Raw genomic sequence first — 25329 nt, 5'->3', positions numbered from 1 at the left:
TTCCGCACAACAAGTGCCCATTTTCAACACGCACTTTTTCGTCAGTCCCCAAAAAAGTGCGCACTGCCCTAAGGAGACCCCATGAAATTCACCAATGGCTATTGGCTCATGCGCGACGGCGTCGACGCCCTGTTCGCACGCGACACCTACGAACTGCACCCAGACCCGGAGCGCGAGGCGATCTCGGTGCTCGCGCCGACCCGCCCGATCGCCGAACGCGCGAACACGCTCAACCAGCCCGCGTTTCACGTGGAACTCAGTACGCCGATCGAAGGCGTGATCCGTGTGCGCGCCACGCATTGGCGCGGCGGCCCGCAGGGCATCGGCTTCCCGATCGCGCAGGACGAACCCGGCGGCCGCGACTACGTGAGCATCACCACGCACGGCGACGGCGACGGCGAAACCGGCGAGCGCGGCGCCACAGCGGCACTGAGCTCGGGCGGCCTGACCGCCACCGTGGTCAAGGGCCCCGAGTGGAACCTCACGTTCACCGATGAGCGCGGCAACACGCTCACGCGCTCGCAGGCCAAGTCGCTCGCGCACTTCGCGCTCAACGAGCTCGCCAATGTCAGCGCGGAGCCGGTCGGCGAGTTCGGTGTGACGCGCACAGGCCTCGCGAACGACGAATCGCGCACGTTCACGTCGATCCAGCTCTCACTGGGTGTGGGCGAGACGGTCTACGGGCTCGGCGAGCGTTTCGCCGCGTTCGTGAAGAACGGCCAGAGCGTCGACATCTGGAACGAGGACGGCGGCACCGCCTCCGAACAGGGCTACAAAGACATCCCGTTCTACATGACGAGCGGCGGCTACGGCGTGTTCGTCAATGACCGCGGGCACGTCTCGTTCGAGGTGGGCACGGTCAACACCGAGGCCGTGCAGTGTTCGGTGCCGGGCGAGACGATCGACTTCTGCGTGATCTACGGCCCCACGCCGAAGCAGATCCTGGACCGCTACACGCGCCTGACCGGCCGCCCGGCGCAGGTGCCGGCGTGGAGCTACGGCCTGTGGCTCACCACGTCGTTCACCACCAAATACGACGAGGCGACGATCACCTCGTTCGTGGATGGCATGGCGAGCCGTGGCATCCCGCTCAGCGCGTTCCATTACGACTGCTACTGGATGCGTGAGTTCCACTGGACCGATTTCGAATGGGATTCGCGGTTCTTCCCCGACATCGAGGCCACGCTCAAGCGACTGCACGAAGACAAGGGGCTGCACCTGTGCGCGTGGATCAACCCGTACATCGGCCAAAGCGGCGCGATGTTCGACGAGGGCATGCGCAACGGCTATCTGGTGCGCAACCCCGACGGTACGGTGTGGCAGACCGACAACTGGCAGGCGGGCATGGGCCTCGTGGACTTCACGAACCCGGACGCGCGCGCATGGTTCAAGGGCAAGGTCGTCTCGCTGCTCAAGCAGGGCATCGACGCGATCAAGACCGACTTCGGCGAGCGCATCCCGCGCGACGTGGTGTGGTTCGACGGCGCGCCGAAGCTCTCGATGCACAACTGGTACACCGAACTGTACAACCAGACGGTGTTCGAGGCGATCGAGGAGACGTACGGCACCGGCAAGGCGTGCCTGTTCGCGCGTTCGGCCACCGCCGGCGGCCAGCAGTTCCCCGTGCATTGGGGCGGCGACTGCGAATCCACGTTCAATGGCATGGCGCAGACGCTGCGCGGCGGCCTGTCGCTCACGTCGTCCGGCTTCGGCTTCTGGAGCCACGACATCGGCGGCTTTGAGGGCGCGTTCCCCGACTCGGCCGTCTACAAGCGTTGGCTTGCATTCGGCCTGCTGAGCTCGCATTCGCGCCTGCACGGGTCCACCGTCTACCGTGTGCCGTGGCTCTTCGACGAGGAGGACGAGCGCCAGGGCCGCACGATTGAGCCCGGCCAGAGCGCGGTGGACGTGTGCCGCACGTTCACGCTGCTCAAGCTCAGCCTCATGCCATATCTGTATCAGACGGGACTTGAGGCGCATCGGCACGGCACGCCGGTCATGCGGTCGATGTTCGTCGAGTTCCCCGACGACCCGGCCTGCCGCATGCTCGACCGCCAGTACATGCTCGGCCCGTCGCTGCTCGTGGCCCCCGTGTTCACGTACAATGGCGAAGTGACGTACTATCTGCCGGCCGGCGGCTGGACGAACTGGTTCACCGGCGAGCGTGTGCACAGCGAGCATGGCGTGTGGCGCACCGAGCACCATGGGTTTGACTCGGTGCCGCTGTGGGTGCGTGACGGGTCGGTCATTGTGACGCACCCCGGCGCCACGACACCGGATTATGACTACACGGCCGATCCGGATGTGCGCGTGTTCCTGGGCGACAGGGACGAGGCAAGCGCCACGGTGACGCGCATCGACGGCGGCAGTGTGGTCTTCACCGCCCGCCGTGAGGGTGATGAAGTAAAGATTACCCAAAGCTGAGCGCGCACTTTTTTCGGGTGCTGCAGAAAAGTGCAAGAATGCCGGAAGCGGTTTCGTTGGAATTCCAACGAAACCGCTTCCGGCATTCTTACACTTTTTGGGTGGTGAGGAAAAAAGTGGGAGACTACTTCCAGCCCTTGGGCGTGTGTTCGATCGACCACATGCCCAAACGGTGCGAGAAGCTGCGCTCCCATTTGGCTTCGAGCTCCTCCTCGCTCAGCACATGGCCTCGCAGCCGGTTCATGGCGTTGGTATGCGTGTCGTCGAGCAGCCACTTGCGGATGATGAAGTTCCAGATGGCCACCACCACCGTGGCGATGAGCTTGCCCACGTTGGTGCGCAATAGGTATTCGGCGTGCTGCGTGATGAACGCGTCTTTGTTCATGCCGTAGGTGGACAGCCAGATGATCAGGCCGTTGATGAGCAGGCCGATCACCGAGGAAAAGGCGAAGATCGCCATTTCCATCCACCGTGCCATGTCGGGGCGGTGGCGGAAGACGTACTTCATGCTGGCGAAGTAGTTGAAGATGAGCGCGATGGTGAACGATATGGTGGCCGCGATCACGTTGTGCATGTGGAACACACCCACCAGCAGGTTGAGGATGCCCCAGTCGATGAGGAACGCGATGATGCCCACCACGCCGAATTTCAGAATCTGCTCAATCAGTTTTTTCACGCCAACCACTGTACGCAATGGTGTGCGCAAAACTCCACAAGGTGTGAAATCTTGTCAGCGCTCGTCGTCCTCGGTGAGGGGAGTGGTCTCCTCTTTGGCGATCGCCGAGGCGGACTGCGGCTTCTTCTTGCCGAACTTCGCCTTGATCAGGCCGACCACGGTGGGGATCAGCGAGATGAGCAGGATCGCCACGATCACGAGTTCGAAGTTCTCCTGCACCACGGGGATGCCGCCGAAGAAATAGCCGAGCAGGGTGAACAGCGACGACCACACGAGGCCACCCAATACGGAGAATGGCGTGAAGCGGCGCCACTGCATGCCCGAAATGCCTGAGATGAACGGCATGAAAGTACGGATGAACGGGAAGAAACGGCCCAGGAACACGGCGAGCGGGCCCCAGCGGTCGATCATCGTCTCGGTTTTGGCGATGCGCTCGGGCGTCATGGCCTTGACCTTGCCCGATTCGATGATGCGGCGGCCGAAGAAATGCCCGATGAAATAGTTGCACTGGTCGCCGATGATCGGGGCGAGCCACACGACCGGCAGCAGCGCGGCGATCGGCAGCGCGGACTGGCCGGTGGCCGCATCCGGCGCGGCGAAGAATCCGGCGGCGAACAGCAGCGAGTCGCCGGGCAGGAACGGGAAGAACACCACGCCGGTCTCAATGAAGATGATCAGGAAGATGAATCCGAGCGTCGGCGCCACGCCCATCGCGATCCAGCTGGCGATCGCGGCGCGCGGGTCCTTGAGCAGTCCGGCGATGAAATGAAAGAATCCCATGGGGCAAACGTTCCTTATGCGGTGTGACAGTACAGCTGTTACCGCATTCATTCATAGCAAGACTGAGCGACGGGCCTCACATGCCGCTGTTGGCGTTGACGTACGTGGTGCGCTCGACCTGGCCGTAGCCGCCGTACTTGCGAAAGCCCCACAGCAGGATGAGCGACTTCGCGTAGAAGACCCAGCTCAGGCCGAAGATGAGCATGAGCACGCGGATGAACGGCACGAACAACGCCAGGCCGAGCGCCATGATGTCGACGCCGATGAGGGCGAGCGTGCAGCCGAATGCGCGCCACGGGAACAGCGCGGCGAGCTTCCACTGGCGGGGCAGCGGGTTGGCGAAGCGCGCCTGCAGCGCGAAGATGTATTCGGCGATCACGAGCGTGACGACGGCGGCCGCTACCATGACGATCAGCGGCGCGTATGCCATGTTGGTGTCCCACGCGGCCCAGAAGCCCAGTCCGAAAAGGACGGCCGCGATCAGCGCGAGCAGCAGCAAACCCGAGATGAAGCCCTGCTTGAACTCCCGCTTGAAGCGGCGCAGGTATTCGCGCACCAGGTTGATGTCGTCGTTCTTGTCGTAGGCGAAGAGCGTGCTGTAGAGCGCGGCTTGGGCCGGGCCGATTGTGACGACTGGGAGCATGGTGGCGAGCGCCACCACGTTGAGCCCTGTGAAACGGGCGAGTGTGCCCATGAACTGCCGGAACGGCGCTTCGGTGTTGAATTTCATGCCGGACTCCTCAATCATTCCTCTTTATATGACGCACAGCAGTGTGCGCACTGTTATTGATAAGTATATAAACAGCGCGTAGTTATGTCGAGAGAAAAACTTTGCCAGCGTGTCGCTTGCGCTACTGCCATATGGGAATGCGGGGAATCGGCGATATTCCGCGCGTTGGGGTCCTGAGTGGCGCCAAATGGACAATCCGGCGCAATCAATCCACTTTGTGTGTCGGTTTGACAAATATGTTTCTTGTTTATAACCTATTCAACAAGAAGTGAACGAAGCCTCGCGATGATGCGAGACGAGGATCGCTGACCATCCAGATTCCAAAGGAGGAGAAGATGCAGACGTCCTCAAGCACCGAAGTCGACGAGACCGTCGGCATGGACGGTGGCGCCGAAGCGGTTGTGGGCCGTGAGGTCGAGGCCGCCGAAGACGCCGCGGGCAAGAAGCTGACGCGCAAGGAGCGCCGCGAGGCGAAGAAGACCGCGAAGATGATCGGCGAACAGCCGATCGACAAGAAGCACGCGTTCAAACTGTGGCTCTACGTGGCGCCGCTGCTCGTGCTCGTGTTCCTGTTCAGCTACGTGCCGTTGTTCGGCTGGATCTACGCGTTCTACGATTACCAGCCGCCGATCCCGCTGTCCGAAAGCAAGTTCGTGGGGCTGCAGTGGTTCGAGATGATGGTGCAGAACCCCGCACAGCTGCGCACGATCGGGCAGGTGCTGCTCAACACCTTCGCGATGAGCGGTCTCAACATCCTCACCTCGTTCCTTCCGGTGATCTTCGCGATCGCCCTCAACGAGATTCGCGCCAAGTGGTTCAAGAACCTCATCCAGACGCTCACCACGCTGCCGAACTTCATCTCGTGGGTGCTCGTCTACTCGATCGCCTTCGCGATGTTCTCGTCGTCCGGCATGGTCAACGAGCTGCTCATGAACATGCACTTGATCAGCGAGCCGATCAAGTTCCTCGATTCGCCCGACCAGGTGTGGCTCAAGATGCTGCTGTGGAACCTGTGGAAGGGCCTCGGCTGGGGCTCGATCATGTACCTCGCCGGCATCGCCGGCATCGACCCGGAGCTCTATGAGGCCGCGCAGGTGGACGGCGCCAACCGCTTCCAGCAGATCATCCACGTGACGATCCCGCAGCTGATGCCCACCTACTTCGTGCTGCTCATGCTTTCGATCTCGAACTTCCTGAACAACGGCATGGACCAGTACTACGTGTTCCAGAACGCGTTCAACCAGAAGTGGATCCAGGTGCTCGACCTCTACGTCTACAACGTGGGCATGGGCCAGAACAGCCTCTCGCTCGGCACCGCGATCTCGATGCTCAAGTCGCTCGTCTCGGTTGGCTTGCTGCTGCTCGTCAACTGGCTGTCCAAGCGCACACGCGGCGTGGGCATCGTCTGATCCAGCGTATCGTTTCCAGGACTTAAGGAGAAGAAATCATGGCAACTGCCAAAGTTAGCATCTCCCCGGCGATGCGCCGCACCACAGGGGAAAAGATCTACAACGTCGTCAACGTGATCATCCTGTCGCTCTTCGCGTTGATCTGCGCCTACCCGTTCTACTTCCTCATCATCAACTCGCTGTCCAGCAACCAGGCCGCCGCCGCGGGCGAAGTCACGTGGCGCGTGGTCGGCTGGCACTGGGACAACTACAAGACCGTGCTTGGGCTTGACGGCCTGGGGCAGGCGGCGTGGATCTCGGTGGCCCGCACCGTGATCGGCACCGTGCTCACCGTGCTCGCGAGCGCCTACCTCGGCTTCATGTTCACACAGCAGAAGATGTGGAAGCGTTCGTTCTGGTACCGCTTCGTCGTCATCACGATGTACTTCAACGCAGGCCTGATCCCCATGTTCATCACGATGAAGAACTACGGGCTGACCAACAACTTCTGGGTCTACATCCTGCCCGCCATCGTGCAGCCATTCAACATCATCCTCGTGAAGACCTACATCGAATCGATCCCGGCCTCGCTGCAGGAGGCCGCCGAAGTGGACGGCGCCGGCACGATGACCGTGTTCTGGAAGATCGTGCTGCCGATGTGCACGCCGATCCTGGCCACGGTGGCGATCTTCTCGGCTGTGAACCAGTGGAACTCGTTCCAGGACACGCTGATCTACATGACCGACTCGAAGCTGTGGAGCCTGCAGTACCTGCTCTACACCTACATCAACCAGGCGAGCTCGATCGCGAACTCGGTCAAGGCGAACGCGGCGAACGCGGCGCTGCTGGCCACGGCGGCCACGCCGACCGCGATCCGCATGACGGTCTCGGTGATCGTGGTGCTGCCGATCATGTTCGTCTACCCGTTCTTCCAGCGCTTCTTCGTCAAGGGCATGATGCTCGGCGCGGTCAAGGGCTGACCTGTACCAACCAAAAAACAACAACCAAAATACACAAATCTGTTGCTCACTGCTGAGCACGCATAGATAGAAGGAACAAGGAGGTTTCCCCATGGAAATCAAGAAGAAAGTCGTTGCCGGCCTGGCGGCCACGCTGTCCGCGGCGATGCTGTTCTCGGTCGCGGCCTGTGGCGGCGATTCCGGCGCAAGCGACGCCCCGGACGACGGCAGCCTCATGAAGGTGGATGTCTTTTCGTCGACCGCGAACTACCAAGGTGTGCAAAAGGGCTGGTTCGCCAAGATCGTCAAAGACAAGTTCAACATGGAACTCAACATCATCGCGCCGAACGTGGCCGGTGGCGGCGACACCTTGTTTGACACCCGTTCGACCGCAGGAAACCTCGGCGACATCGTGATCGTCGGTATGCAGAACGGCCGTCTGCAGAAGCTCGTCAAGTCGAAGCTCATCACCGACATGACCCCGTACTACAAAGACATGCCGCATGTGAAGAACTACCAGGCCGGCGTGGACTACGTGACGAAGCAGGCCGGGCAGGACGGCATCTGGGGCGTCCCGGGCAACGTCTCCGACGAATCGCCCACCAAGAGCGCCGACGGCGTCGAACCGACCGCCGCCCCGTACATCCGCTGGGATTACTACGCGAAGATCGGCTACCCGGAGATCAAGAACCTCGACGACTTCGCGAACGTGCTCAAGCAGATGCAGGACAAGGCGCGCCAGGAGACCGGCAAGGACGACATCTACGCCGTCTCGCTGTTCAAGGACTGGGACGGCGAGATGATGCAGAACGCGCAGGCCGCCGCGCAGTGGTACGGCTACTACGCGCAGAACTCGGTGCTCGTGCCGTCCGACGACAAGGACTCCCAGGTCGTGCCGGCCACCCAGGTGGGCAGCGCGTACGACAAGATGATCGAGTTCTTCAACAAGTGCGACACGATGGGCCTTGTGGACCCGGAGTCGACCACCCAGAACTGGGACACGCTCTCGACGAAGGTGACCAACGGCAAGGTACTCATGTCCATCTGGTCCTGGCTGGGCAAGCCGCGCATGAACAGCACCGACAACCAGAACAAGGGCATCGGCTTCATGCTCGCCCCGCTGCAGGACATGGACGTCTACACCCCGGGCTTCCAGCCGGAGGGCGACGGCAACACCTTCATCGCCATCGGTTCGAAGGCCAAGAACAAGGAACGCCTCGCCAAGTTCATCGACTGGCTGTATTCGCCTGAGGGCATCTACGCCTCCGCCTCCAACTCCGGCGGCGCCGCCTGCCCGAAGGACATGTGCTGGACGCTCAACGACAAGAACGAACCGCAGCTCAACGAGTTCGGCGAGAAGGCCATGTTCGACTCCGACGGCCTGCAGGTGCCGGCCGAATACGGCGGCGGCTCCTACAACGACGGCATCTCGACCCTCAACTTCAAGACCGTGAACGCCAACAGCACCGACCCCGACACGAAGGCCGCGTACAACCCGCAGCTGTGGGCCACGCAGCTCGCCAAGACCACCAAGCTGAGCGAGGACTGGTCCAAGCACATGGACGGCGCGAAGACCGACATCGAATACCTCGAGAAGGCCGGCAAGCTCGCCGTCGCCCCGGGCGCCACCTACACGCCTCCGGAGGAGGATTCGCAGATCTCCACGCTGCGCTCGTCGGTCAAGACCGAGGTCATCAACGCCTCGTGGCAGGCGGTCGTGGCCAAGAGCCAGGCGGAAAGCCAGTCCATCTTCAAGGGCATCAGCAAGCAGATCAACGACCTCGGCTACGAGCAGGTGCTCAAGGTGGACGAGGACAACGCGAAGTCGCTCATCAAGGCCCGCGAAGAGATCGTCAAGCAGTTCGCCGACAAGGACTCCGAGTGAGCCCGAACCCCCAGCGAGGCTGAAAAGCCCCCCACTGACCGGCCGGGGCGCGCGCCATACCGTGCCCCGGCCCCCACACAAACCGACCCGACACATCAAATACCGAAGAGGAGGCAGCCATGGCGGGCATCACGACAATCGAGGCCGTGGCCAACGCCGGACCCTTCGCCCCCACGTGGGAATCCCTGGCCCACAACCAGGCGCCCAGCTGGTTCGCCGACGCCAAGTTCGGCATCTTCACCCACTGGGGCCTGTACACCGTGCCCGAATACCGCAACGAATGGTATTCGCGCAACATGTACATCCAGGGCTACCCCGAATTCGGCCACCACCGCGCCACCTACGGCCCGCAGAGCGAATTCGGCTACAAGGACTTCATCCCCATGTTCCGCGCCCAGGCGTTCGACGCCGACGAGTGGGCCGGCCTGTTCGCCCGCGCCGGCGCACGCTACATCATGCCGGTGAGCGAACACCACGACGGGTTCCAGATGTACCGCAGCGCGCTCTCGCACTGGAACAGCGTGGAGATGGGACCGCGCCGCGACGTGCTCGGCGAGCTGCGCGCCGCCGCCACGCGCGCCGGACTGCACTTCTGCACATCGAACCACCGCGCGGAGCACTGGTGGTTCATGGGCCACGGCCGCGAATTCGACTCCGACGTGCGCGAGCCGATGAGCCGCGGCGATTTCTACTGGCCCGCCATGCCCGAACCGAACGAGTTCGACACGGTAAGCGAGCCGGCGCCGACCGCCGAATACCTCGAGGACTGGCTGCTGCGCGTGGCTGAGGTCATCGACAACTACGAGCCCGAACTGCTCTACTTCGATTGGTGGATCCAGCACCGCGCGTTCGCCCCGTACCTCAAGACGCTCGCCGCCTACTACTACAACCGCGCCGCCGAACGCGGCGCACAAGCCGCGATCTGCTACAAGTACGACGCGCTCGCCTGGGGCGCCGGCATCGTGGACGTGGAGCGCGGCGGATTCGCCGAACCCACGCCGTTCGTGTGGCAGACCGACACCGCGATCGCGCGCAATTCCTGGTGCTACACCGATTCGCTTGACTACAAGACACTGCCCGAGCTCGTGGTGGCGCTGATCGACGCCGTGAGCAACAACGGCAACCTGCTGCTCAACGTGGGCCCGCGCGCCGACGGGTCGATCGCCGACCACGACCGCGCGCTGCTCGAAGGCATCGGCGACTGGCTCGCCGCCAACGGCGCCGGCATCTACGGCAGCAGGCCATGGCGCATCGCGCACGAAGGCCCCACACAGCAGGCCTCCGGCATGTTCGCCGACCAGGCGCCTTCTGCGTGGACCGCCGCGGACTGGCGGTTCACCACCAAAGACGGCGCGCTCTACTGCTTCTGCCTGGCGCCGGCGGGCACGCGCGAGCTTGTGTGCGCATCGCTCGCCGCGTTCGACGGCACCCATCAACCCGTGTTCAACGGCATCGTCAGCGCCGTCGAACAACTCGGCGCAGGCCCCGTGCCGTTCCGCAGGGAGCCCGATGGCCTGCACATCCAACCAGCTGACCGCCATGAACCACTCCAGAACCTGCCAATCGGATTCAAGATCACGGTTGGCTGACCTGTTGGCGCAGACGCCAACACCCACCACCTGAAAGGGAGCTCCACGATGACCATGATCAGTGAGGCCAACAAGGCCAAGGCGCGTGCACTCACCGCCCGACTCACACTTGAAGAGAAGATCGGCATGATCCACGGTGCCGCCCTGTTCCATACCGCGCCTGTGGAACGCCTCGGCATTCCCGCGATGACGTTCGACGACGGCCCGATGGGCGTGCGCGCGGACACCCATGACGACGACTGGGCTCCCCTGCACAACACACGCGACTACGTGTCCTATCTGCCGAGCGGCTCCGCCGTGGCCTCCACATGGAACCCCGCGCTCGCACGGCTCACCGGCGAGGCTCTGGGCCAGGAGGCCCGCGGCCGCGGCAAAGACGTGATCCTCGGCCCCTCGCTCAACATCAAGCGCAGCCCGCTGTGTGGCCGCAACTTCGAATACATGAGCGAAGACCCGCTGCTGACCGCCGTGCAGGGCTCCGCGTACATCAACGGCGTACAGGAATCCGACGTGGCCGCATGCCCCAAGCATTTCGCCGCGAACAGCCAGGAGACCGACCGCCTGGACGTGGACGAATCGATCGGCGAACGCGCGCTGCGCGAGATCTACCTGCCGGCGTTCCGCGCGGCCGTGCAGCAGGGCGGCACGCTGACGATCATGGGCGCCTACAACCTCATCGACGGCACGCAGTGCTGCGAGTCGAAGCTGCTGCTCGACGACATCCTGCGCGACGAGTGGGGCTTCGACGGGCTTGTCGTCTCCGACTGGAGCGCGCTCAAAGACACCGAGGCGAGCGCGAAAGTCGGCCTCGACGTGGACATGGGCGTCACGCCGAACTTCGACGACTATTACTTCGCGCGCCCGTTGCTCGAGGCGGTGCGCGACGGCCGCGTGAGCGAAGCGGACGTCGACCGCAAGGTCGAGCATGTGCTCGCCGTCATGGACGCGCTCAACATGCTCGGCGAAGCACGCGCCGAGCGCAAGGCCGGCTCGTACGCGACGCTCGCGCACGCGCAGGCCGCGCTCAGCGTGGCGCGCGAATCGATCGTGCTGCTCAAGAACTCGGCAGGCGTGCTGCCCCTGGACGAGCGCGGGACGAAGCGCCTGCTCATCATCGGCGCGAACGCCGACCGCGTCCACTCGTCCGGCGGCGGCTCGGCCGTCATCAAGGCCGTGCACGAGATCTCCCCACTGCTCGGCATCAACGGCATGCTCGGCGGCAATGTGGGCATCACGTATGCCGAAGGCTATTGGGCGCCGCAGATCAAACAGGACGACACATGGCAGGAAGACAGCCTGGAGAACTCGGCGCAGGACGCCACCGCGGAGGCCGAGCGCACGCGCCGGCTGCGCGACGAGGCGCTCGCGCTCGCCCGCGAGTTCGCGGCGAGCGGCGACCCGATTGTCTATATCGGCGGCCTCAACCACGACTATGATCTGGAAGCGCGCGACCGCACCACGATGGACCTGCCGTACGAGCAGGACGCGTTGATCGACGCGCTGCTCGACATCGACCCGAACGCGGTGCTCATGTTCGTGGGCGGCTCGCCGGTGGCGATGCCCTGGGAGCCGAAGGCGTCGACGATCGTCTGGAACTGGTACAACGGCATGGAAAGCGGCACGGCGCTCGCCGAGACGCTCTTCGGCCGCGTGGAGCCGAGCGGGCACCTGCCCGAGACCTTCCCCATGACGCTCGACGACTGCCCGGCCCACGCGATTGGCACGTTCGGCCTCGAAGGCCATGTGGACTACACCGAGGGCATCTATGTGGGCTACCGCCACTACAGCACGGACGATGTGCCGGTGCGCTTCTGCTTCGGCCACGGGCTGACCTACACGACCTTCGACTACACCGACCTGCGCGTGCGCGAGGCCGACGGCGACCTGCTCGTCGAGTTCCATGTGCGCAACACCGGCGCGCGCCCGGGCAAGGCCGTGCCACAGGTGTATCTGGGGCTCGATGGCACCGGCGAGGACCGCCCGCGCTACGAGCTCAAGGGATTCACCAAGGTCGCGCTCGAGCCGGGGGAGCGCCGGCAGGTGACGGTGCGCATGCCGCGCGCCGACGCGCTGCGCTACTGGTCCGAACGCATGCACGGCTTCTGCGTGGCCCCTGCCGCCGCCGTCTCGGTCGGCGAATCGGTCGGTGACCTGCGCCTGCACACGCACATCGGCTGAGCGCCATCAATACACATCACCCACAACACACCAAGGAGAAGAGACCGATGAAGTTCCTCAATGGCGGCTGGCTCGTCAAGGACGGCTACACCGTGAAGTACGCGGCCAACATCTACACCGCGAACATCGAGCCGGGCAAGCTCACGCTGTTCTGCCCGTTCGGCTCGCCGATTTACAATCCGGGTATGACGCTCGACGGCGGCATCCTCACGATCGAGGTGACGAGCCCGCGCGAAGACATCATCACCACGCGTCTGATCAACTTCCGCACGAACCGCGAGCACTGCCCGCAGTTCCACCTCAACGAGACGGCCCCGCACGTCGAGATCGACGAGACCGACGACGCGTGGACCTTTACCTCGGGGCGCCTGACGCTGCGCATCGCCAAAGGCGAGACGATCGACTTCGCATACCTGTATGACGGCAAGCGCATCGCGCACTCCGGCTGGCGCGCCAAGGGCCTTGTGACGAGCCCGGACGGCCGGCTGCATGTGACCGATCAGCTCGACCTGGGCGTCGGCGAGAAGATCTACGGCCTGGGCGAGCGCTTCACGAACTTCGTCAAGAACGGCCAGAGCGTCGAGATCTGGAACGAGGACGGCGGCACCGGCACCGAGCAGGCGTACAAGAACGTGCCGTTCTACCTGTCCAACAACAATTACGGCCTGTTCGTGGACGAGCCGGGCAAAGTGGAGTTCGAGGTCGGTTCCGAAAAGGTCTCACGCGTGCAGTTCAGCGTGCCCGGCGAGCAGATGACCTATTCGGTGATCGGCGGTGCCAGCATGAAGCAGATCCTGGCGGACTACACGGCCCTGACCGGCCGTGCCCCGCTCGTGCCGGACTGGAGCTACGGCCTGTGGCTGAGCACGAGCTTCACCACCGACTACGACGAGAAGACCGTGCTCGACTTCGTCGACGACATGGCCGAGCGCGACATCCCGCTTTCGGTGTTCCACTTCGACTGCCGGTGGATGAAGGAACTCGAATGGTGCAACTTCGCATGGGACGAGACGAAGTTCCCCGACCCCGAAGGCCTGCTCGCGAAACTGCATGACCGCGGGCTCAAGGTGTGCGTGTGGATCAACCCGTACATCGGCCAGAAGTCGCCGCTGTTCGAAGAGGGCGCGAAGTTGGGCTACTTCATCAGGAACACCGACGGCTCGGTGTGGCAATGGGACAAGTGGCAGGCCGGCATGGCGATCGTCGACTTCACGAACCCAGACGCCACTGCTTGGTATCAGGGCTATCTCAAGAAGCTCGTGGCGATGGGCGTCGACTGCTTCAAGACCGACTTCGGCGAGCGCATCCCCACCGAAGGCGTGCGATATTTCGACGGCTCCGACCCGCAGATGATGCACAACTACTACACGCTGCTCTACAACAAGGCCGTCTACGACGTGCTCGCCGAGACGAAGGGCGAGGACGAGGCGATCCTGTTCGCACGCTCGGCCACGGTGGGCGGCCAATGCTACCCCGTGCACTGGGGCGGTGACTGTTCGTCGAACTACCCGTCGATGGCCGAATCGCTGCGCGCGGGGCTCTCGTTCGGCATGAGCGGCTTCGGCTATTGGAGCCACGACATCGCCGGGTTCGAGGACCAGGCCACGCCCGACCTGTACAAGCGCTGGACGCAGTTCGGCCTGTTGAGCTCGCATTCGCGCTACCATGGGTCGACCGCCTATAAAGTGCCGTGGTTGTACGGCGACGAAGCGGTGGACGTGTGCCGCGAATTCGTCGACCTCAAGCTCAGGCTCGTGCCGTACCTCAAGCGCATGGCCGTGCAGACGCACGAGACCGGCGTGCCGATGATGCGCGCGATGGTGCTCGAGTTCCAGGACGACCCGACGTGTGAGGACATCGACACGCAGTACATGCTCGGCTCCGACATCCTTGTGGCCCCGATCTTCAACGACGAGGGGCTGGCGCGCTTCTATGTGCCCGACGCCGGCGACGGCCGGCCGTGGCGCAACCTGATCACCGGCACCGAATACGAGCCCGGCCGTTGGTACACGGAGCGCTATGACTACCATGCGCTGCCCGTGCTCGCCCGCCCCGGCACCGACCCCTTCGCGGCCTGACCGGTCCGGACCCGTAAGGACCTGCCATGACGATGTTCAACCGATTCATGTTCGGCGGTGACTGGAACCCCGAACAGTGGCCCGAAGACACCTGGGAGCACGACATCCGGCTCCTCGAGCGCGCGCACATCAACGAGGCGACGATCAACGTGTTCTCGTGGGCGCTGCTCCAGCCGGACGAGCAAACGTACGATTTTTCCATGCTCGACCGGATCGTCGACCTGCTCGTGCGCCACGGGTTCACGATCGTGCTGGCCACCGGCACCGCCGCGATCCCCGCGTGGATGGCGCGCGACTACCCGCAGGTCATGCGCACGGGCGTCGACGGCACGCACCAGGTGTTCGGCGGGAGGCACAATTTCTGCCCCACCTCGCCCGACTTCCGGCACTTCGCCCGCGCGCTCGCCTCGCGCGTGGCCGAGCGTTACGCCGGCACGCCGGGCCTCGAGGCGTGGCATGTGAACAACGAGTACGGCAACGGCGGCGGCTACTGCTACTGCGACCTGTGCGCGCAGGCGTTCCGCGGCTGGCTCGAACGCAAATACGGGTCGGTCGAGGAGCTCAACCGCGCGTGGTGCATGAATTTCTGGAGCCACACGATCCACGATTGGAGCGAGATCGTGCCGCCTGTCACCTACGGCGACGCGATCGGCACCGACAAATGCGTGATCTCGGGCCTGCAGGTCGACTACCGGCGCTTCCAGAACGAGCAGATGCTCGACTGCTTCCGCCTCGAACGCGACGCGATCCGCGAGCACGACGCGCACACGCCGGTCACGACGAACCTGATGGGCGTGTTCAAGGACCTCGACTACTACAGCTGGGGCCGCGAGATGGACGTGGTGAGCTGGGACAACTACCCGGGCATGGACACCGAGCCGAGCTTCACCGCCATGTGCCACGACCTGATGCGCGGTGTGGGCGGAGGCAAGCCGTTCATGCTCATGGAGCAGACGCCGAACCAGCAGAACTGGTTCCCATACTGCAAGGTCAAGCAGCCGGGCGAAGTCGCCAAACTCTCATGGCAGGCGGTGGCGCACGGCGCCGACACCGTGCAGTTCTTCCAGCTCAAGCAGTCGATAGGCGGCTGCGAGCGTTTCCATGGCGCGGTGATCGGCCATGACAATTCCGAGCGATCGCGCACCTACCGTGAGGTGCGCGAGCTCGGCGCCGACCTGGAGCGGCGTGCGCCTGCATTGATGGGGTCGCGCGTGCACGGCCAGGTGGCCGTGATGTTCGACTGGGAGAGCTACTGGTCGCTCGAAGGATGCGTCGGCCCCACGCAGGGCCTGCATTATCCGGATGAGGTGCACCGTTTCTACCGCCCGTTCTGGAGGCGCAACGTGCCGGTCGATATGGTGGAAAGCACCGTGGACCTAGCCGTGCTCAAGCGGTACCGTGCGGTCGTGGCGCCTACGTTGATCATGGTCAAGCCGGGTGTGGCGCAGACCCTCGCGCAGTATGTGCGCGAGGGCGGCACACTGATCACCGGCTACATGTCGGGCATCCACAACGAGTTCGACCTCGTGATCGAGGGCGGCTATCCGGGTCCGCTGCGTGAGCTGTGCGGGGTGTGGGTCGAGGAGATCGACGCGATCGCACCGGACGCGCACATCGACGTGGAGGTCGGCGGACGCACCGTGCGCGGATCGATCGTGGCGAGCATCATCGAGCCCGAAGGCGCGCAGACGATCGCCACCTACGGCGGCGATTTCTACGCGGGCACTCCGGCTGCCACCGTGCACACGGTGGGCGAGGGGCGCGTGGTCTTCATCGGCACGGCGCTCGACGCCGAAGGCATGAGCGCGGTCATCGATCCGGTCATCGACGCATGCGGCGCCGAGACGGTCGATTCGCCGGAAGGTGTGGAGGTGATGCGCCGCACGGCCGATGACGGCACCGTGTTCACGACGGTCATCAACACCGCAGGCCGGCCTGTGCACTGGCCGCACGCGCTCGGCGGGGAGGACCTCGACCTAGCTCCGTTCGAAACGCGCATCATGTGATGAGACAACGTGCGCTGTGGGGCGTGTTTTATCCATGCCCCGCAGCACACTGAGCACAAGGGACCCACGGGGCGCAGGAGCCGCCGGCGCCCCTGGAAAAGCGAGGTTGACATGGCGGGCAAAGCGCAGCATCACGTCCTGGCGTTCGAAATCAACACCAGCTTCACCCGGTATGCGTTGTTCGCGGACGGGCGCATGGGCATCCCCGGCACCTTCGCCACGCCGAACACCGACGTGGACGCGTTCTACGAGGCGCTTGTGCAGGTGGTGCGCAAACAGCAGGCGCCCCTCGACGGCATTGCGATCAGCATGCCCGGGTTCATCGACACGAAGACGCAGACCGCGCGCACCGCCGGTGCGCTCAAGTTCCTCGCCAAACAGCAGATCGGCGTGGAACTGGCCGCGCGGCTCGGGCAGGATATTCCCACATGGCTCGAAAACGACGCGAACTGCGCCGCGATGGCCGAAAAGATGTCTGGAAACGCGCAGAAACTCGACGATTTCGTCCTGGTGACGCTTGACACCGGCATGGGCGGCGCATTGTTCCTCGACGGCAAACTGCGCCGTGGCAAGGACTGGCGTGCCGCGGAGATCGGCCAGATGATCGTCAATTACGATTCGGCCGGCGCCCTGCCGCTGCACGATTTCGTCTCGACACTGTGCCTCACGGAGTGGTACGCCGAGGAGTTCGGCGGCGAGGCGGGCGAGGTGCTGCCGAGCACGCTGTTCCAGCGGCTCGACGACCCGCGCGTGCGCGCGATCGTGGAGCGCTGGGTGCATTACATCGCCGTCGGCATCTTCAACACCGTGGCCACCGTGGACCCCGAGGTCGTGCTCATCGGCGGCAGCATCAGCCGCGAACCGCTGCTGTTGCCGATGCTCGAGGACGCGCTCGACTCAATCCGCGATTGGAAACCGTTCAAAACGGCGATCAAACGCTGCCGCCACAGCGGCAACGCCGGACTCATCGGCGCGTACTACGCGTTCATGGAGGAAGTGGGCGTCAACGCCTAGCCACGCTCCTGCAGCGTGTATGGCATGAGGCAGCGTGGGTCATCCGGATCCTGCTCGGACGGGTCGCTGATGCCTTCCCACACGTTTGCGGGGAAGATCACGTCGCTGAAATGCATCCATTCCTCGAGCAGGTCGAGCGAGTCGTCGGCGAGCCAACGCGCCTGCAGGCCGTCGATCGCCGAGGCGACGAGCGTGTACAGGTCGAAGAACCGCTCTTCGTTCATGCCGTTCGGCAGCAGCCAGTTCATCGAGCCGATCATCTCCCAGCGGCGGATGTGCCGGCCGGTGAAGAACTGGTGTGCGGGGTGGTCGGGATTGAGCGCCTCGCCGCTCAAGACGCACAGCAGCTGGATCATCTCGGGCCGCTGCATGTTGTACAGCACGGTGTTGAGGCAATAGCGCGGGTAATAGTAGATGCGGTGGCCGTCGGCGTCCACCGCCGACGCGCTGAACGCCGCGAACTCGTTCGACTCCGTCGTGTCGTACCCCTCGGTGAGCACCATGGCCAGCAGGTCCTCTTTCGAGGCGATGTAATGGTAGAGCGCGGCCTCGCTGATGCCGATCTCGTCGGAGATGTCCTGCAGCGACATGCCCCAATACCCTTTGACGGCAAGGATCTTCGACGCGGCGCGCAGGATCTGCAGATGGCGTTCCTCCTGCGTCATGCGCTTGCGCTTTTCGAAGCGCTTTGCCGATGTGGTGTCGCGTACGGTCACCTCATGTGAGGCGAGGATCGGCTTGGGCCTGCCCGAAGCGGCGACGCCGTGCTGGTCGAGGATCTGCTGCCATGCTGCGAGGGTCATGTGGATTGGCGTCCTTGTCGGTGGTCGGAGGGGTGGAATCGGCACTGCCATCGTACCTCACGCACGATGGCGGTGTGCGTCAGTCGGCGAATGTGCGCGCGAGCCAGTCGAGTGCCAGCCCGATCCACGCCTGCACGCCGGGTTCGATGCCGTTGACGCCTTGCCATGCGGTCTGCGCGGTGGCGAGCGCAAGGCCATGGCCGCCTTCGGGGAACAGGTGCGCCTCGACCGGCACGTGCGCGGCGCGGCACGCCTCGATGAGCATGAGCGTGTTCTGCACGGGCACGCAGTCGTCGGGCATCGTGTGCCAGACGAAGACCGGCGGCGTGCGCGCGTCGATGTGCTCTTCGATGCTCACTTCGTGCATCGCGTCTTCGTCGCCGTAGCGGCTGCCGAGCAGCGCGCGGAAACTGCCGTCGTGGCGGTATGCGCCTGAGGTGACGACCGGGTAGGAGAGCATGAGCGCGGTCGGCGCGAGCAGCGCGGGGTCGTAGCCGTGCGCGCGCAGCACGCCGTCGGAGGCGGATGTGGCGAAGTCGGCGGCCAGATGGCCGCCCGCGGAGAATCCGAGCACGGCGATGCGCGCCGGGTCGATGTGCCACGCTTCGGCATTGTCCAGGATGAGGCGCATCGCCTCGGCCACTTCGAGCAGCGCGGTGGGGTAGACCGAAGGCGCGCACGAATAGCGCAACACGAAGGCGTTGCAGTCGGCCGCCAGGAACTGCAGGGCGATGGGTTCTCCCTCGCGGTCCGACGTCATCTCGTAGCCTCCGCCGGGCACGATCAGCACGGTGGGGCGTGTGCGGTCGGGCACGATTTCGGGGGAATTGTCGGGTACGTAGCCAATGAAGCGCGCGGTGGTGCCGTCAGTGCCGGTGATCGTCTGTTCGATGTATTGCATGCTGCCTTCTTGCTGGGGTCAGTGGATTGTGGATGGTGCCCCATCCATATAGTTCAATGATATGACTATTATAGCCCGGCCGATGGGCGGGCGGGTCAGATCCACGACTCGAGCCACATGTGGCTCAGCCAGAACCCGTACGGCACGGGCATGGCCGTCCAGATCGGGTAGAAGAACGCCGAGACGAGCAGGCACAGCCCCAGCGTGGAGCCGAGCGCGGCCTGCCATGTGGCGCGCGCGACGGCTGTGCGCAGCCAGTCGAACACGTAGCAGATCGCCATGATCATCCACGGCAGCAGCACGATCGAATAGAACGTGAACGTGGTGCGGTTCAGATACTGCGCCCACGGCAGCCAGCCGCCGAGGAACCCGGCGAGCACGGCCCAGATGCGCCAGTCGCCGCGGCGCCAGATCGCGATCGCGATCGCGCCGATCGCGCACAGCGAGCCGAGCCACCAGATGAGCGGGTTGCCGAGCGAGGTCACCGCCGCCACGCATTGCGCGTGCGGCGCGAGCGAACACAGGCCGGGGTGGTCGGGCAGCTTCTCCCAGTAGAAGCTCGTGGGGCGGATCTGCAGCGGCCATGTGAGCGGGTTCGCCTTGTAATCGTGTGGCGCGTCGAGCGTGGTGTGGAACTGCCACATCTGCGCGTGGTACTGCACGAACGAGCGCCACGACTCGGACAGCCACTGGATGCCTTCGCCCGGGTGCAGCCGCGCCCAGTCGTGCATGTAGGAGTCGGGGTGCAGGAACCAGCCGGTCCATGTGGCCAGATACGTCAGTGCGTAGACCGGCAGCATCGTGCACGCGGCGAGCGCGCCGTCGCGCAGCACGCCCGTGACGAACCAGCGACGGTAGCCGGCCTGGTGGCGCATCCACGCGTCCCACAGCACGCTGATCACGCAGAAGACGGCCATGAAATACGTGCCCGACCATTTGACGCCCGTCGCGAGCCCAAGCAGCACGGCCGCGCCGATGCGGTACCACGAGACCGCGATCTGCGGCGGACGCGCGCCCGGGGCGGCGGCGCGCCCGAGCCGTGCCTTGGCCCAGTCGCGGTGCATGAGCAGCAGGCTGAACGCGCCGAGCGCGAGCACCATGATGAAGATGTCGAGCAGGCCGGTGCGGCTCATCGTGATCCCCACGCCGTCGATCGCCATCAGTGCACCGCCGAACAGCGCGATCGGCAGGTTGTGGAACAGGCGCAGGATCACGCGGATCAGCACGATGATCGCGATCGTGCCGGCGATCGCCGTCGCGGCGCGCCATGCGAAGGGGTTCGCCGCTCCGCCGAAGAGCTTGAGACCCCACGCGATGAACCATTTGCCCATCGGCGGGTGCACCACGTATTCGGCCGAATCGAGCCACAGGTCGGTCTCGCCGCTCGCGAACGGGATGTTCGGGTTGACGTCCTGCCCCAGGTACGGCACCGTCTGCGGCCAGTTGCGCGGCTCGCCCGTCTGGAGCATCGTCCACGCGTCCTTGACGTAGTACGTCTCGTCGAACACGACCGCGCGCGGCTCGCCGAGGCGCACAAAGCGCAGCAGCGCGCCGAACAGCGCGACGATCAATGTGCACGCCCACTCCACGGCGCGCGTGGGGTGGGTGAACAGGCCGGCGTGCACGCGTGCGGCGTGCGCGGCGTGCCGTGCGCCGGTGCGGGCGGCGGATGCGCGTGGTTGCGGCGGTTGCGACATGGGGTCCTCCTTGGGGCTGCTGCGTTCCATTATGGTCGTGCTCTTATATTTGAGGGAAGGCATTCGCATAGGGCCGCGCGGCGGCGGGCATGATTGGAGGCAGGGCACATGACTCAGGTGGGAGCGCAGGAGCAGGTGGTGCAGGTGCCGGATGTCACTGTTCCACGTGGAACGGTCGTACTCGCGGCCACGCCGATCGGCAACACGGCCGACGCCTCGGCGCGGCTCGTGGCGCTGCTCGAGCGCGCCGATATCGTGGCGGCCGAAGACACGCGGCGGCTGTACGCGCTCGCCAACAGGCTCGGTGTGCGCGTCGGCGGCCATGTGGTGGCGAACCACGACCACAACGAGCGCGGCAAGGCCGACGGACTGCTCGACCAAGTGGAGGCGGGCGCCACGGTGCTCGTCGTCTCCGACGCCGGCATGCCCACGATCAACGACCCCGGGCTCGCGATCGTGCGCCGGGCGATCGAACGCGGCCTGCCGGTCACGTGCGCGCCCGGGCCGTCCGCCGTGCTCGACGCATTGGCGCTGTCGGGCCTGCCGACCGACCGTTTCTGCTACGAGGGGTTCCTGCCGCGCAAGCACGCCGACCGCATGCAGCATCTGCGCATGCTCCAGTCAGAACGCCGCACGATGGTCTTCTACGAGACGGTGCACCGCATCGACGAGGCGATGGCCGACCTCGAAACGGCCTTCGGCGCCGACCGCCCGATGGCGCTGTGCCGCGAACTGACGAAGGACTACGAGCAGATCCGCCGCGGCACGATCGGCGAAGTGCGCGCATCGGTCGAATCCGACCCGCCGCGCGGCGAGATGGTGCTCGTCATCGGCGGCGCGACCGGCACCGAGCCGCAGCAGGAGCGCGCGCTCGATGTACAGGAGCTCGCGCGGCTCGCGCAGCGGATGGCGAGCGATGGGCACATGCGCATCAAAGACGCGATCGCGCACGTCGTGGCGCAGCATCCGGCGCCCGACGGATCGCTCGCGAACAAAAAACAGGTGTACGCGGCCGCACTCGCGCTCAGGGAGTGAGTTCAGGCGCGCCGTTCGAGCGCGTCAAGCAGCAGCTCGAGCGTCTCGCGCACACCGGGGCCGCCCTGCTGCGAGATGAACTCGAGCAGATTCGCGTCGGCGGCGCGGTTGACAACGACCCATTTGCGCAAATGCGGGGCGTGGCGTGCGATGTGCCACAGCACATCAATCGGCGTGTCCGGATCGCTCGCCACCACGGCGTTCAGTGCGATCGGCGGCGCCGGCGGGTCGAGCGGGCGCGCCGGCCCGTCGTGTCGGCCCGTGCGCGCGGCGGCGGCGAGCCGGCGGCGGGTGCTCGCGTTTCCCCTGCGGGTGGAAGGCATGGTGGGTCCTTTCTGTGGTGGATCTGTGGGGAGGTCAGGCGATGCATGCGAAGTCGGTGAGCACGTCGCGCGCCTGCTTGGCGGTGTGCAGGTAACTGCAGCCGTCGAGGATGTTCAGGCACGGCTGCAGCCCGAAGTCGTATTGCTTCATCAGTGCGGCGATGACCGGCTGCCAGCTGTGCGCGCGGATCTCCTCGATCGGGCTCAGTGCGAGGTCGCACGCGGTGCGTTCCGGTGTGGTGAGGCTGAGCGTGCCGATCGACGTGATCTGGTCGGCCGGCACACGCCGTGCGCGCGTGCGGATCGGCCTGCCGAACACGCGCGTGCGGTGGTGGCTCGACGAGAGGATGTCCACCGTGGCGGGGAAGTCGCCGCCGTGCCACACCCACGCCGCGGTCGCCCCGCACACGGTCATCGAGGTGATGCGCTTCGGCAGCGCCGCCGCGGTGATCGCCGCGCGCCCGTACAGCGAATCGCCGTCGTCGCGGCGGTAGGCGTGCGCGTCGTCGAGCGGGATCAGGATGCCCAGATCGATGAGCATGTGCATGCCGAGCGGGCCGGTCACATGCTCGGCCGTGATGATCGGCGGAGGTCCGGGCAGCGAAAGCGGCGCTGGCGGCGGGGCGCTGCGCTCGGTGGGCGGCTCGTCCCACAACGGCAGCATGGGCTGGTACATGTCGGTCGTCATGGGCGCACAGCGTAAGCCACATATGCGGCATGACGCAAACCGTGGCCCGGTGCATTGTGGATATGTGGACAACCCGCACTGTGCGCCCGCGCGCATGTGGACGCAGCGGTGGATTCGGCGGCGGCCGGGCGGGCCCGCAGTGTCCTAGCTCGGCCGGATAATCGGCGCATGACTCATATTATGGTGAATGTTGCTTGGCCGTATGCCAACGGCCCCCGTCATATCGGCCACGTCGCCGGATTCGGCGTGCCCTCCGACGTCTATGCGCGCTACCAGCGCATGAAGGGCAATGATGTGCTCATGGTCTCCGGCACCGACGAGCACGGCACCCCGATCCTCGTGGAAGCGGACAAGGAAGGCGTGACCCCGCAGGAGCTCGCCGACCGCTACAACCGCGTCATCGCCAGCGACCTGTGCAAGCTCGGCCTGAGCTACGACCTCTTCACCCGCACCACCACCAAGAACCACGAACTCGTGGTGCAGGAACTGTTCCGCCAGTGCCTTGCCAACGGCTACATCTACAAGGGCGTGCAGAAGGTCGCGATCTCGCCGTCCACCGGGCGCACACTGCCCGACCGCTACATCGAGGGCGAATGCCCGATCTGCCATGCGCCGGGCGCGCGCGGCGACCAGTGCGACAACTGCGGCAACGAGCTCGACCCCGACGAGCTGATCGACCCGGTTTCCAAGATCAACGGCGAAACGCCGATCTTCCAGGAGAGCGAACACTACTTCCTCGACCTGCCGGCGCTCGCCGACGCGAACCTGGCATGGCTCAAGACGCGCCAGGGCTGGCGCACGAACGTGCTGAACTTCTCGATCGGCCTGTTCCGCGAAGTCAAGCCGCGCGCGATCACGCGCGACATCGACTGGGGCATCCCGATCCCCGTGCCCGGCTGGATCGACAACCCGAACAAGCGCCTGTACGTGTGGTTCGACGCGGTGATCGGCTACCTTTCCGCCTCGATCGAGTGGGCGCGCCGTTCGGGCGACCCGGAGGCGTGGCGCAAGTGGTGGAACGACCCCGAGGCGCCGGGCTACTACTTCATGGGCAAAGACAACATCACGTTCCATTCGCAGATCTGGCCCTCCGAGATGCTCGCCTACAACGGCCAGGGCTCGCGCGGCGGCGAAACCGGACAGCTCGGCCCGCTCAACCTGCCCGAGCAGGTCGTGGCGTCCGAGTTCATGACGATGGAAGGCAAGAAGTTCAGCTCGTCGCGCGGCATCGTCATCTACGTCAAGGACATCCTCGAACGCTACCCGGTGGACGCCGTGCGCTACTACATCTCGATGGCCGGCCCGGAGACCTCCGACTCCGACTTCACATGGTCCGAGTTCGTGCGCCACAACAACGAGGAGCTCGCCGCGTCGTGGGGCAACCTCGTCAACCGCGTGGCCAACCTGATCGCCAAGAACTTCGGCGAGGTGCCGCCGGTGGTGGAATCGAAGCTGACCGACGACGACCGCGCGCTGCTCGCCGAATCGGCCGGCGCCTTCGCCACGGTGGGCGACCTGATCGAACACCACCGCCAGAAGAACGCGCTGAACGAGGCGATGCGCGTGGTCGGCGACATCAACAAGTACATCTCGGCCACCGAACCGTGGAAGATCAAGGACGACCCGGAACGCCTCGGTACCGTGCTGCATGTGGCGGCCCAGGCCGTGATGGACGCGAACCACCTGCTCGCGCCGTTCCTGCCGCATTCGGCGCAGAAGGTCTTCGAGGCGCTCGGTGGCGCCGGCGTGTTCTCGCCGCTGCCGCGCATCGAAGAGGTGGAGGACCTCGACAACCCGGCGTTCCACTACCCGGTGATCACCGGCGACTATGTGCTCGGCGAAACGGTGCGCCCGTGGAAGAGCGAGCCGATCGAGGTGGGCGCCCCGGTGGCCAAGCCGACGCCGATCTTCGCCAAGATCCCCGCCGAGGCGGTCGACGAGGAGCTCGCGCGCTTCGAAGAGGCGCTCAACGCCCGCAAACAGGCGGAATCCGAGCGTCTGGAAGCGGAGAAGGCGAAGCTCGCCGCCAACGAGTGATGCGCGTTGGCGGCGGTGTGCGCACACCCGCCGCCAACGAACGTCCAGCTTGGATGTGTGCGCGCTCACACCCAAGCTAGCTGTGAGCAAAAAAGTCGAACGTGTTACAGGCCGATGGCGTATATTGATACCTATCAG

19 protein-coding genes are annotated in these 25329 nt (G+C 64.9%); 11 read left to right on the top strand and 8 right to left on the bottom strand.

What is annotated here, in order from left to right; translation table 11 throughout:
* Window positions 1-81 precede the first annotated feature (81 nt).
* Window positions 82-2424 (top strand): alpha-xylosidase, encoded by a 2343-nt coding sequence (yicI, locus tag PG2093B_RS08275; protein ID WP_129898087.1) that lies wholly within the window; start codon window positions 82-84, stop codon window positions 2422-2424.
* Window positions 2425-2548: 124 nt separating this feature from the next.
* Here the strand turns inward: yicI (PG2093B_RS08275) and PG2093B_RS08270 are convergent, their stop codons facing one another.
* From PG2093B_RS08270 to PG2093B_RS08260, 3 genes are all read right to left on the bottom strand, one after another.
* Window positions 2549-3100 (bottom strand): GtrA family protein, encoded by a 552-nt coding sequence (locus PG2093B_RS08270; protein WP_129898086.1) that lies wholly within the window; start codon window positions 3098-3100, stop codon window positions 2549-2551.
* A 54-nt stretch (window positions 3101-3154) separates the two neighbouring features.
* A complete protein-coding gene (locus PG2093B_RS08265; RefSeq protein ID WP_129898085.1) occupies window positions 3155-3880 on the bottom strand; it encodes a DedA family protein in 726 nt (241 codons plus the stop codon).
* 76 nt (window positions 3881-3956) lie between these two features.
* Window positions 3957-4610: a YesL family protein gene (locus PG2093B_RS08260; protein ID WP_165369754.1), complete on the bottom strand. Its 654-nt coding sequence runs from the start codon at window positions 4608-4610 to the stop codon at window positions 3957-3959.
* Window positions 4611-4945: 335 nt separating this feature from the next.
* On the opposite strand from PG2093B_RS08260, the gene PG2093B_RS08255 reads away from it, so the two are divergent.
* The 8 genes from PG2093B_RS08255 to PG2093B_RS08220 all read left to right on the top strand — a co-directional run bounded on the left by PG2093B_RS08255 (window position 4946) and on the right by PG2093B_RS08220 (window position 17707).
* Window positions 4946-6019, top strand: a complete 1074-nt coding sequence (locus PG2093B_RS08255) for an ABC transporter permease (protein WP_242502894.1) — start codon at window positions 4946-4948, stop codon at window positions 6017-6019.
* Window positions 6020-6057: 38 nt separating this feature from the next.
* The gene (locus PG2093B_RS08250) at window positions 6058-6978 is read left to right on the top strand and encodes a carbohydrate ABC transporter permease (protein WP_240864728.1); all 921 of its coding nucleotides are present in this window, start codon (window positions 6058-6060) and stop codon (window positions 6976-6978) included.
* A gap of 91 nt (window positions 6979-7069) precedes the next feature.
* Window positions 7070-8842 (top strand): extracellular solute-binding protein, encoded by a 1773-nt coding sequence (locus PG2093B_RS08245; protein ID WP_129898083.1) that lies wholly within the window; start codon window positions 7070-7072, stop codon window positions 8840-8842.
* Between the two features lie 119 nt (window positions 8843-8961).
* Window positions 8962-10431 carry an alpha-L-fucosidase gene (locus PG2093B_RS08240; protein ID WP_129898082.1) on the top strand — a complete coding sequence of 490 codons (1470 nt, stop codon included), beginning with the start codon at window positions 8962-8964 and terminating at the stop codon, window positions 10429-10431.
* Between the two features lie 48 nt (window positions 10432-10479).
* Window positions 10480-12609 (top strand): beta-glucosidase, encoded by a 2130-nt coding sequence (locus PG2093B_RS08235; protein WP_129898081.1) that lies wholly within the window; start codon window positions 10480-10482, stop codon window positions 12607-12609.
* Window positions 12610-12656: 47 nt separating this feature from the next.
* Complete coding sequence (gene yicI / locus PG2093B_RS08230; RefSeq protein ID WP_129898080.1) at window positions 12657-14687, top strand: alpha-xylosidase; 2031 nt, start codon at window positions 12657-12659, stop codon at window positions 14685-14687.
* Between the two features lie 26 nt (window positions 14688-14713).
* Window positions 14714-16693 carry a beta-galactosidase gene (locus tag PG2093B_RS08225; RefSeq protein ID WP_129898079.1) on the top strand — a complete coding sequence of 660 codons (1980 nt, stop codon included), beginning with the start codon at window positions 14714-14716 and terminating at the stop codon, window positions 16691-16693.
* A gap of 111 nt (window positions 16694-16804) precedes the next feature.
* On the top strand, window positions 16805-17707 hold the full coding sequence (locus PG2093B_RS08220) for an ROK family protein (RefSeq protein ID WP_129898078.1): 903 nt from the start codon (window positions 16805-16807) through the stop codon (window positions 17705-17707).
* Here PG2093B_RS08220 and PG2093B_RS08215 read toward each other — a convergent pair.
* From PG2093B_RS08215 to PG2093B_RS08205, 3 genes are all read right to left on the bottom strand, one after another.
* On the bottom strand, window positions 17704-18510 hold the full coding sequence (locus PG2093B_RS08215; protein ID WP_129898077.1) for a TetR/AcrR family transcriptional regulator: 807 nt from the start codon (window positions 18508-18510) through the stop codon (window positions 17704-17706). The genes PG2093B_RS08220 and PG2093B_RS08215 overlap by 4 nt on opposite strands.
* 79 nt (window positions 18511-18589) lie before the next feature.
* On the bottom strand, window positions 18590-19411 hold the full coding sequence (locus PG2093B_RS08210) for an alpha/beta hydrolase (protein ID WP_129898076.1): 822 nt from the start codon (window positions 19409-19411) through the stop codon (window positions 18590-18592).
* A gap of 95 nt (window positions 19412-19506) precedes the next feature.
* Window positions 19507-21108, bottom strand: coding sequence for a dolichyl-phosphate-mannose--protein mannosyltransferase (locus PG2093B_RS08205; protein ID WP_129898075.1), 1602 nt, complete (start codon window positions 21106-21108; stop codon window positions 19507-19509).
* Between the two features lie 108 nt (window positions 21109-21216).
* On the opposite strand from PG2093B_RS08205, the gene rsmI reads away from it, so the two are divergent.
* Entirely contained in the window at window positions 21217-22143 is a 927-nt protein-coding gene (gene rsmI, locus PG2093B_RS08200; protein WP_129898074.1) for a 16S rRNA (cytidine(1402)-2'-O)-methyltransferase, read from the top strand.
* 2 nt (window positions 22144-22145) lie between these two features.
* Here the strand turns inward: rsmI and PG2093B_RS08195 are convergent, their stop codons facing one another.
* A complete protein-coding gene (locus PG2093B_RS08195; protein ID WP_242502893.1) occupies window positions 22146-22466 on the bottom strand; it encodes a hypothetical protein in 321 nt (106 codons plus the stop codon).
* Window positions 22467-22500: 34 nt separating this feature from the next.
* Window positions 22501-23154: a hypothetical protein gene (locus PG2093B_RS08190; protein ID WP_129898073.1), complete on the bottom strand. Its 654-nt coding sequence runs from the start codon at window positions 23152-23154 to the stop codon at window positions 22501-22503.
* A 168-nt stretch (window positions 23155-23322) separates the two neighbouring features.
* Between PG2093B_RS08190 and metG the strand changes: the two genes are divergently transcribed.
* On the top strand, window positions 23323-25191 hold the full coding sequence (gene metG, locus PG2093B_RS08185; protein ID WP_129898072.1) for a methionine--tRNA ligase: 1869 nt from the start codon (window positions 23323-23325) through the stop codon (window positions 25189-25191).
* The last annotated feature ends 138 nt before the right edge of the window (window positions 25192-25329 follow it).

Origin of the sequence: Bifidobacterium pseudolongum subsp. globosum, assembly GCF_004155535.1 — a bacterium.
GTDB lineage: Bacteria > Actinomycetota > Actinomycetes > Actinomycetales > Bifidobacteriaceae > Bifidobacterium > Bifidobacterium pseudolongum_C.
This window is presented reverse-complemented; position numbering and strand designations above follow the sequence as displayed.

Coding starts and splice junctions, on each gene's coding strand:
- yicI (WP_129898087.1), top strand. CDS start 82: ATGAAATTCACCAATGGCTATTGGCTCATGCGCGACGGCGTCGACGCC.
- PG2093B_RS08265 (WP_129898085.1), bottom strand. CDS start 3,880: ATGGGATTCTTTCATTTCATCGCCGGACTGCTCAAGGACCCGCGCGCC.
- PG2093B_RS08260 (WP_165369754.1), bottom strand. CDS start 4,610: ATGAAATTCAACACCGAAGCGCCGTTCCGGCAGTTCATGGGCACACTC.
- PG2093B_RS08255 (WP_242502894.1), top strand. CDS start 4,946: ATGCAGACGTCCTCAAGCACCGAAGTCGACGAGACCGTCGGCATGGAC.
- PG2093B_RS08250 (WP_240864728.1), top strand. CDS start 6,058: ATGGCAACTGCCAAAGTTAGCATCTCCCCGGCGATGCGCCGCACCACA.
- PG2093B_RS08245 (WP_129898083.1), top strand. CDS start 7,070: ATGGAAATCAAGAAGAAAGTCGTTGCCGGCCTGGCGGCCACGCTGTCC.
- PG2093B_RS08240 (WP_129898082.1), top strand. CDS start 8,962: ATGGCGGGCATCACGACAATCGAGGCCGTGGCCAACGCCGGACCCTTC.
- PG2093B_RS08235 (WP_129898081.1), top strand. CDS start 10,480: ATGACCATGATCAGTGAGGCCAACAAGGCCAAGGCGCGTGCACTCACC.
- yicI (WP_129898080.1), top strand. CDS start 12,657: ATGAAGTTCCTCAATGGCGGCTGGCTCGTCAAGGACGGCTACACCGTG.
- PG2093B_RS08225 (WP_129898079.1), top strand. CDS start 14,714: ATGACGATGTTCAACCGATTCATGTTCGGCGGTGACTGGAACCCCGAA.
- PG2093B_RS08220 (WP_129898078.1), top strand. CDS start 16,805: ATGGCGGGCAAAGCGCAGCATCACGTCCTGGCGTTCGAAATCAACACC.
- PG2093B_RS08215 (WP_129898077.1), bottom strand. CDS start 18,510: ATGACCCTCGCAGCATGGCAGCAGATCCTCGACCAGCACGGCGTCGCC.
- PG2093B_RS08210 (WP_129898076.1), bottom strand. CDS start 19,411: ATGCAATACATCGAACAGACGATCACCGGCACTGACGGCACCACCGCG.
- PG2093B_RS08205 (WP_129898075.1), bottom strand. CDS start 21,108: ATGTCGCAACCGCCGCAACCACGCGCATCCGCCGCCCGCACCGGCGCA.
- rsmI (WP_129898074.1), top strand. CDS start 21,217: ATGACTCAGGTGGGAGCGCAGGAGCAGGTGGTGCAGGTGCCGGATGTC.
- PG2093B_RS08195 (WP_242502893.1), bottom strand. CDS start 22,466: ATGCCTTCCACCCGCAGGGGAAACGCGAGCACCCGCCGCCGGCTCGCC.
- PG2093B_RS08190 (WP_129898073.1), bottom strand. CDS start 23,154: ATGACGACCGACATGTACCAGCCCATGCTGCCGTTGTGGGACGAGCCG.
- metG (WP_129898072.1), top strand. CDS start 23,323: ATGACTCATATTATGGTGAATGTTGCTTGGCCGTATGCCAACGGCCCC.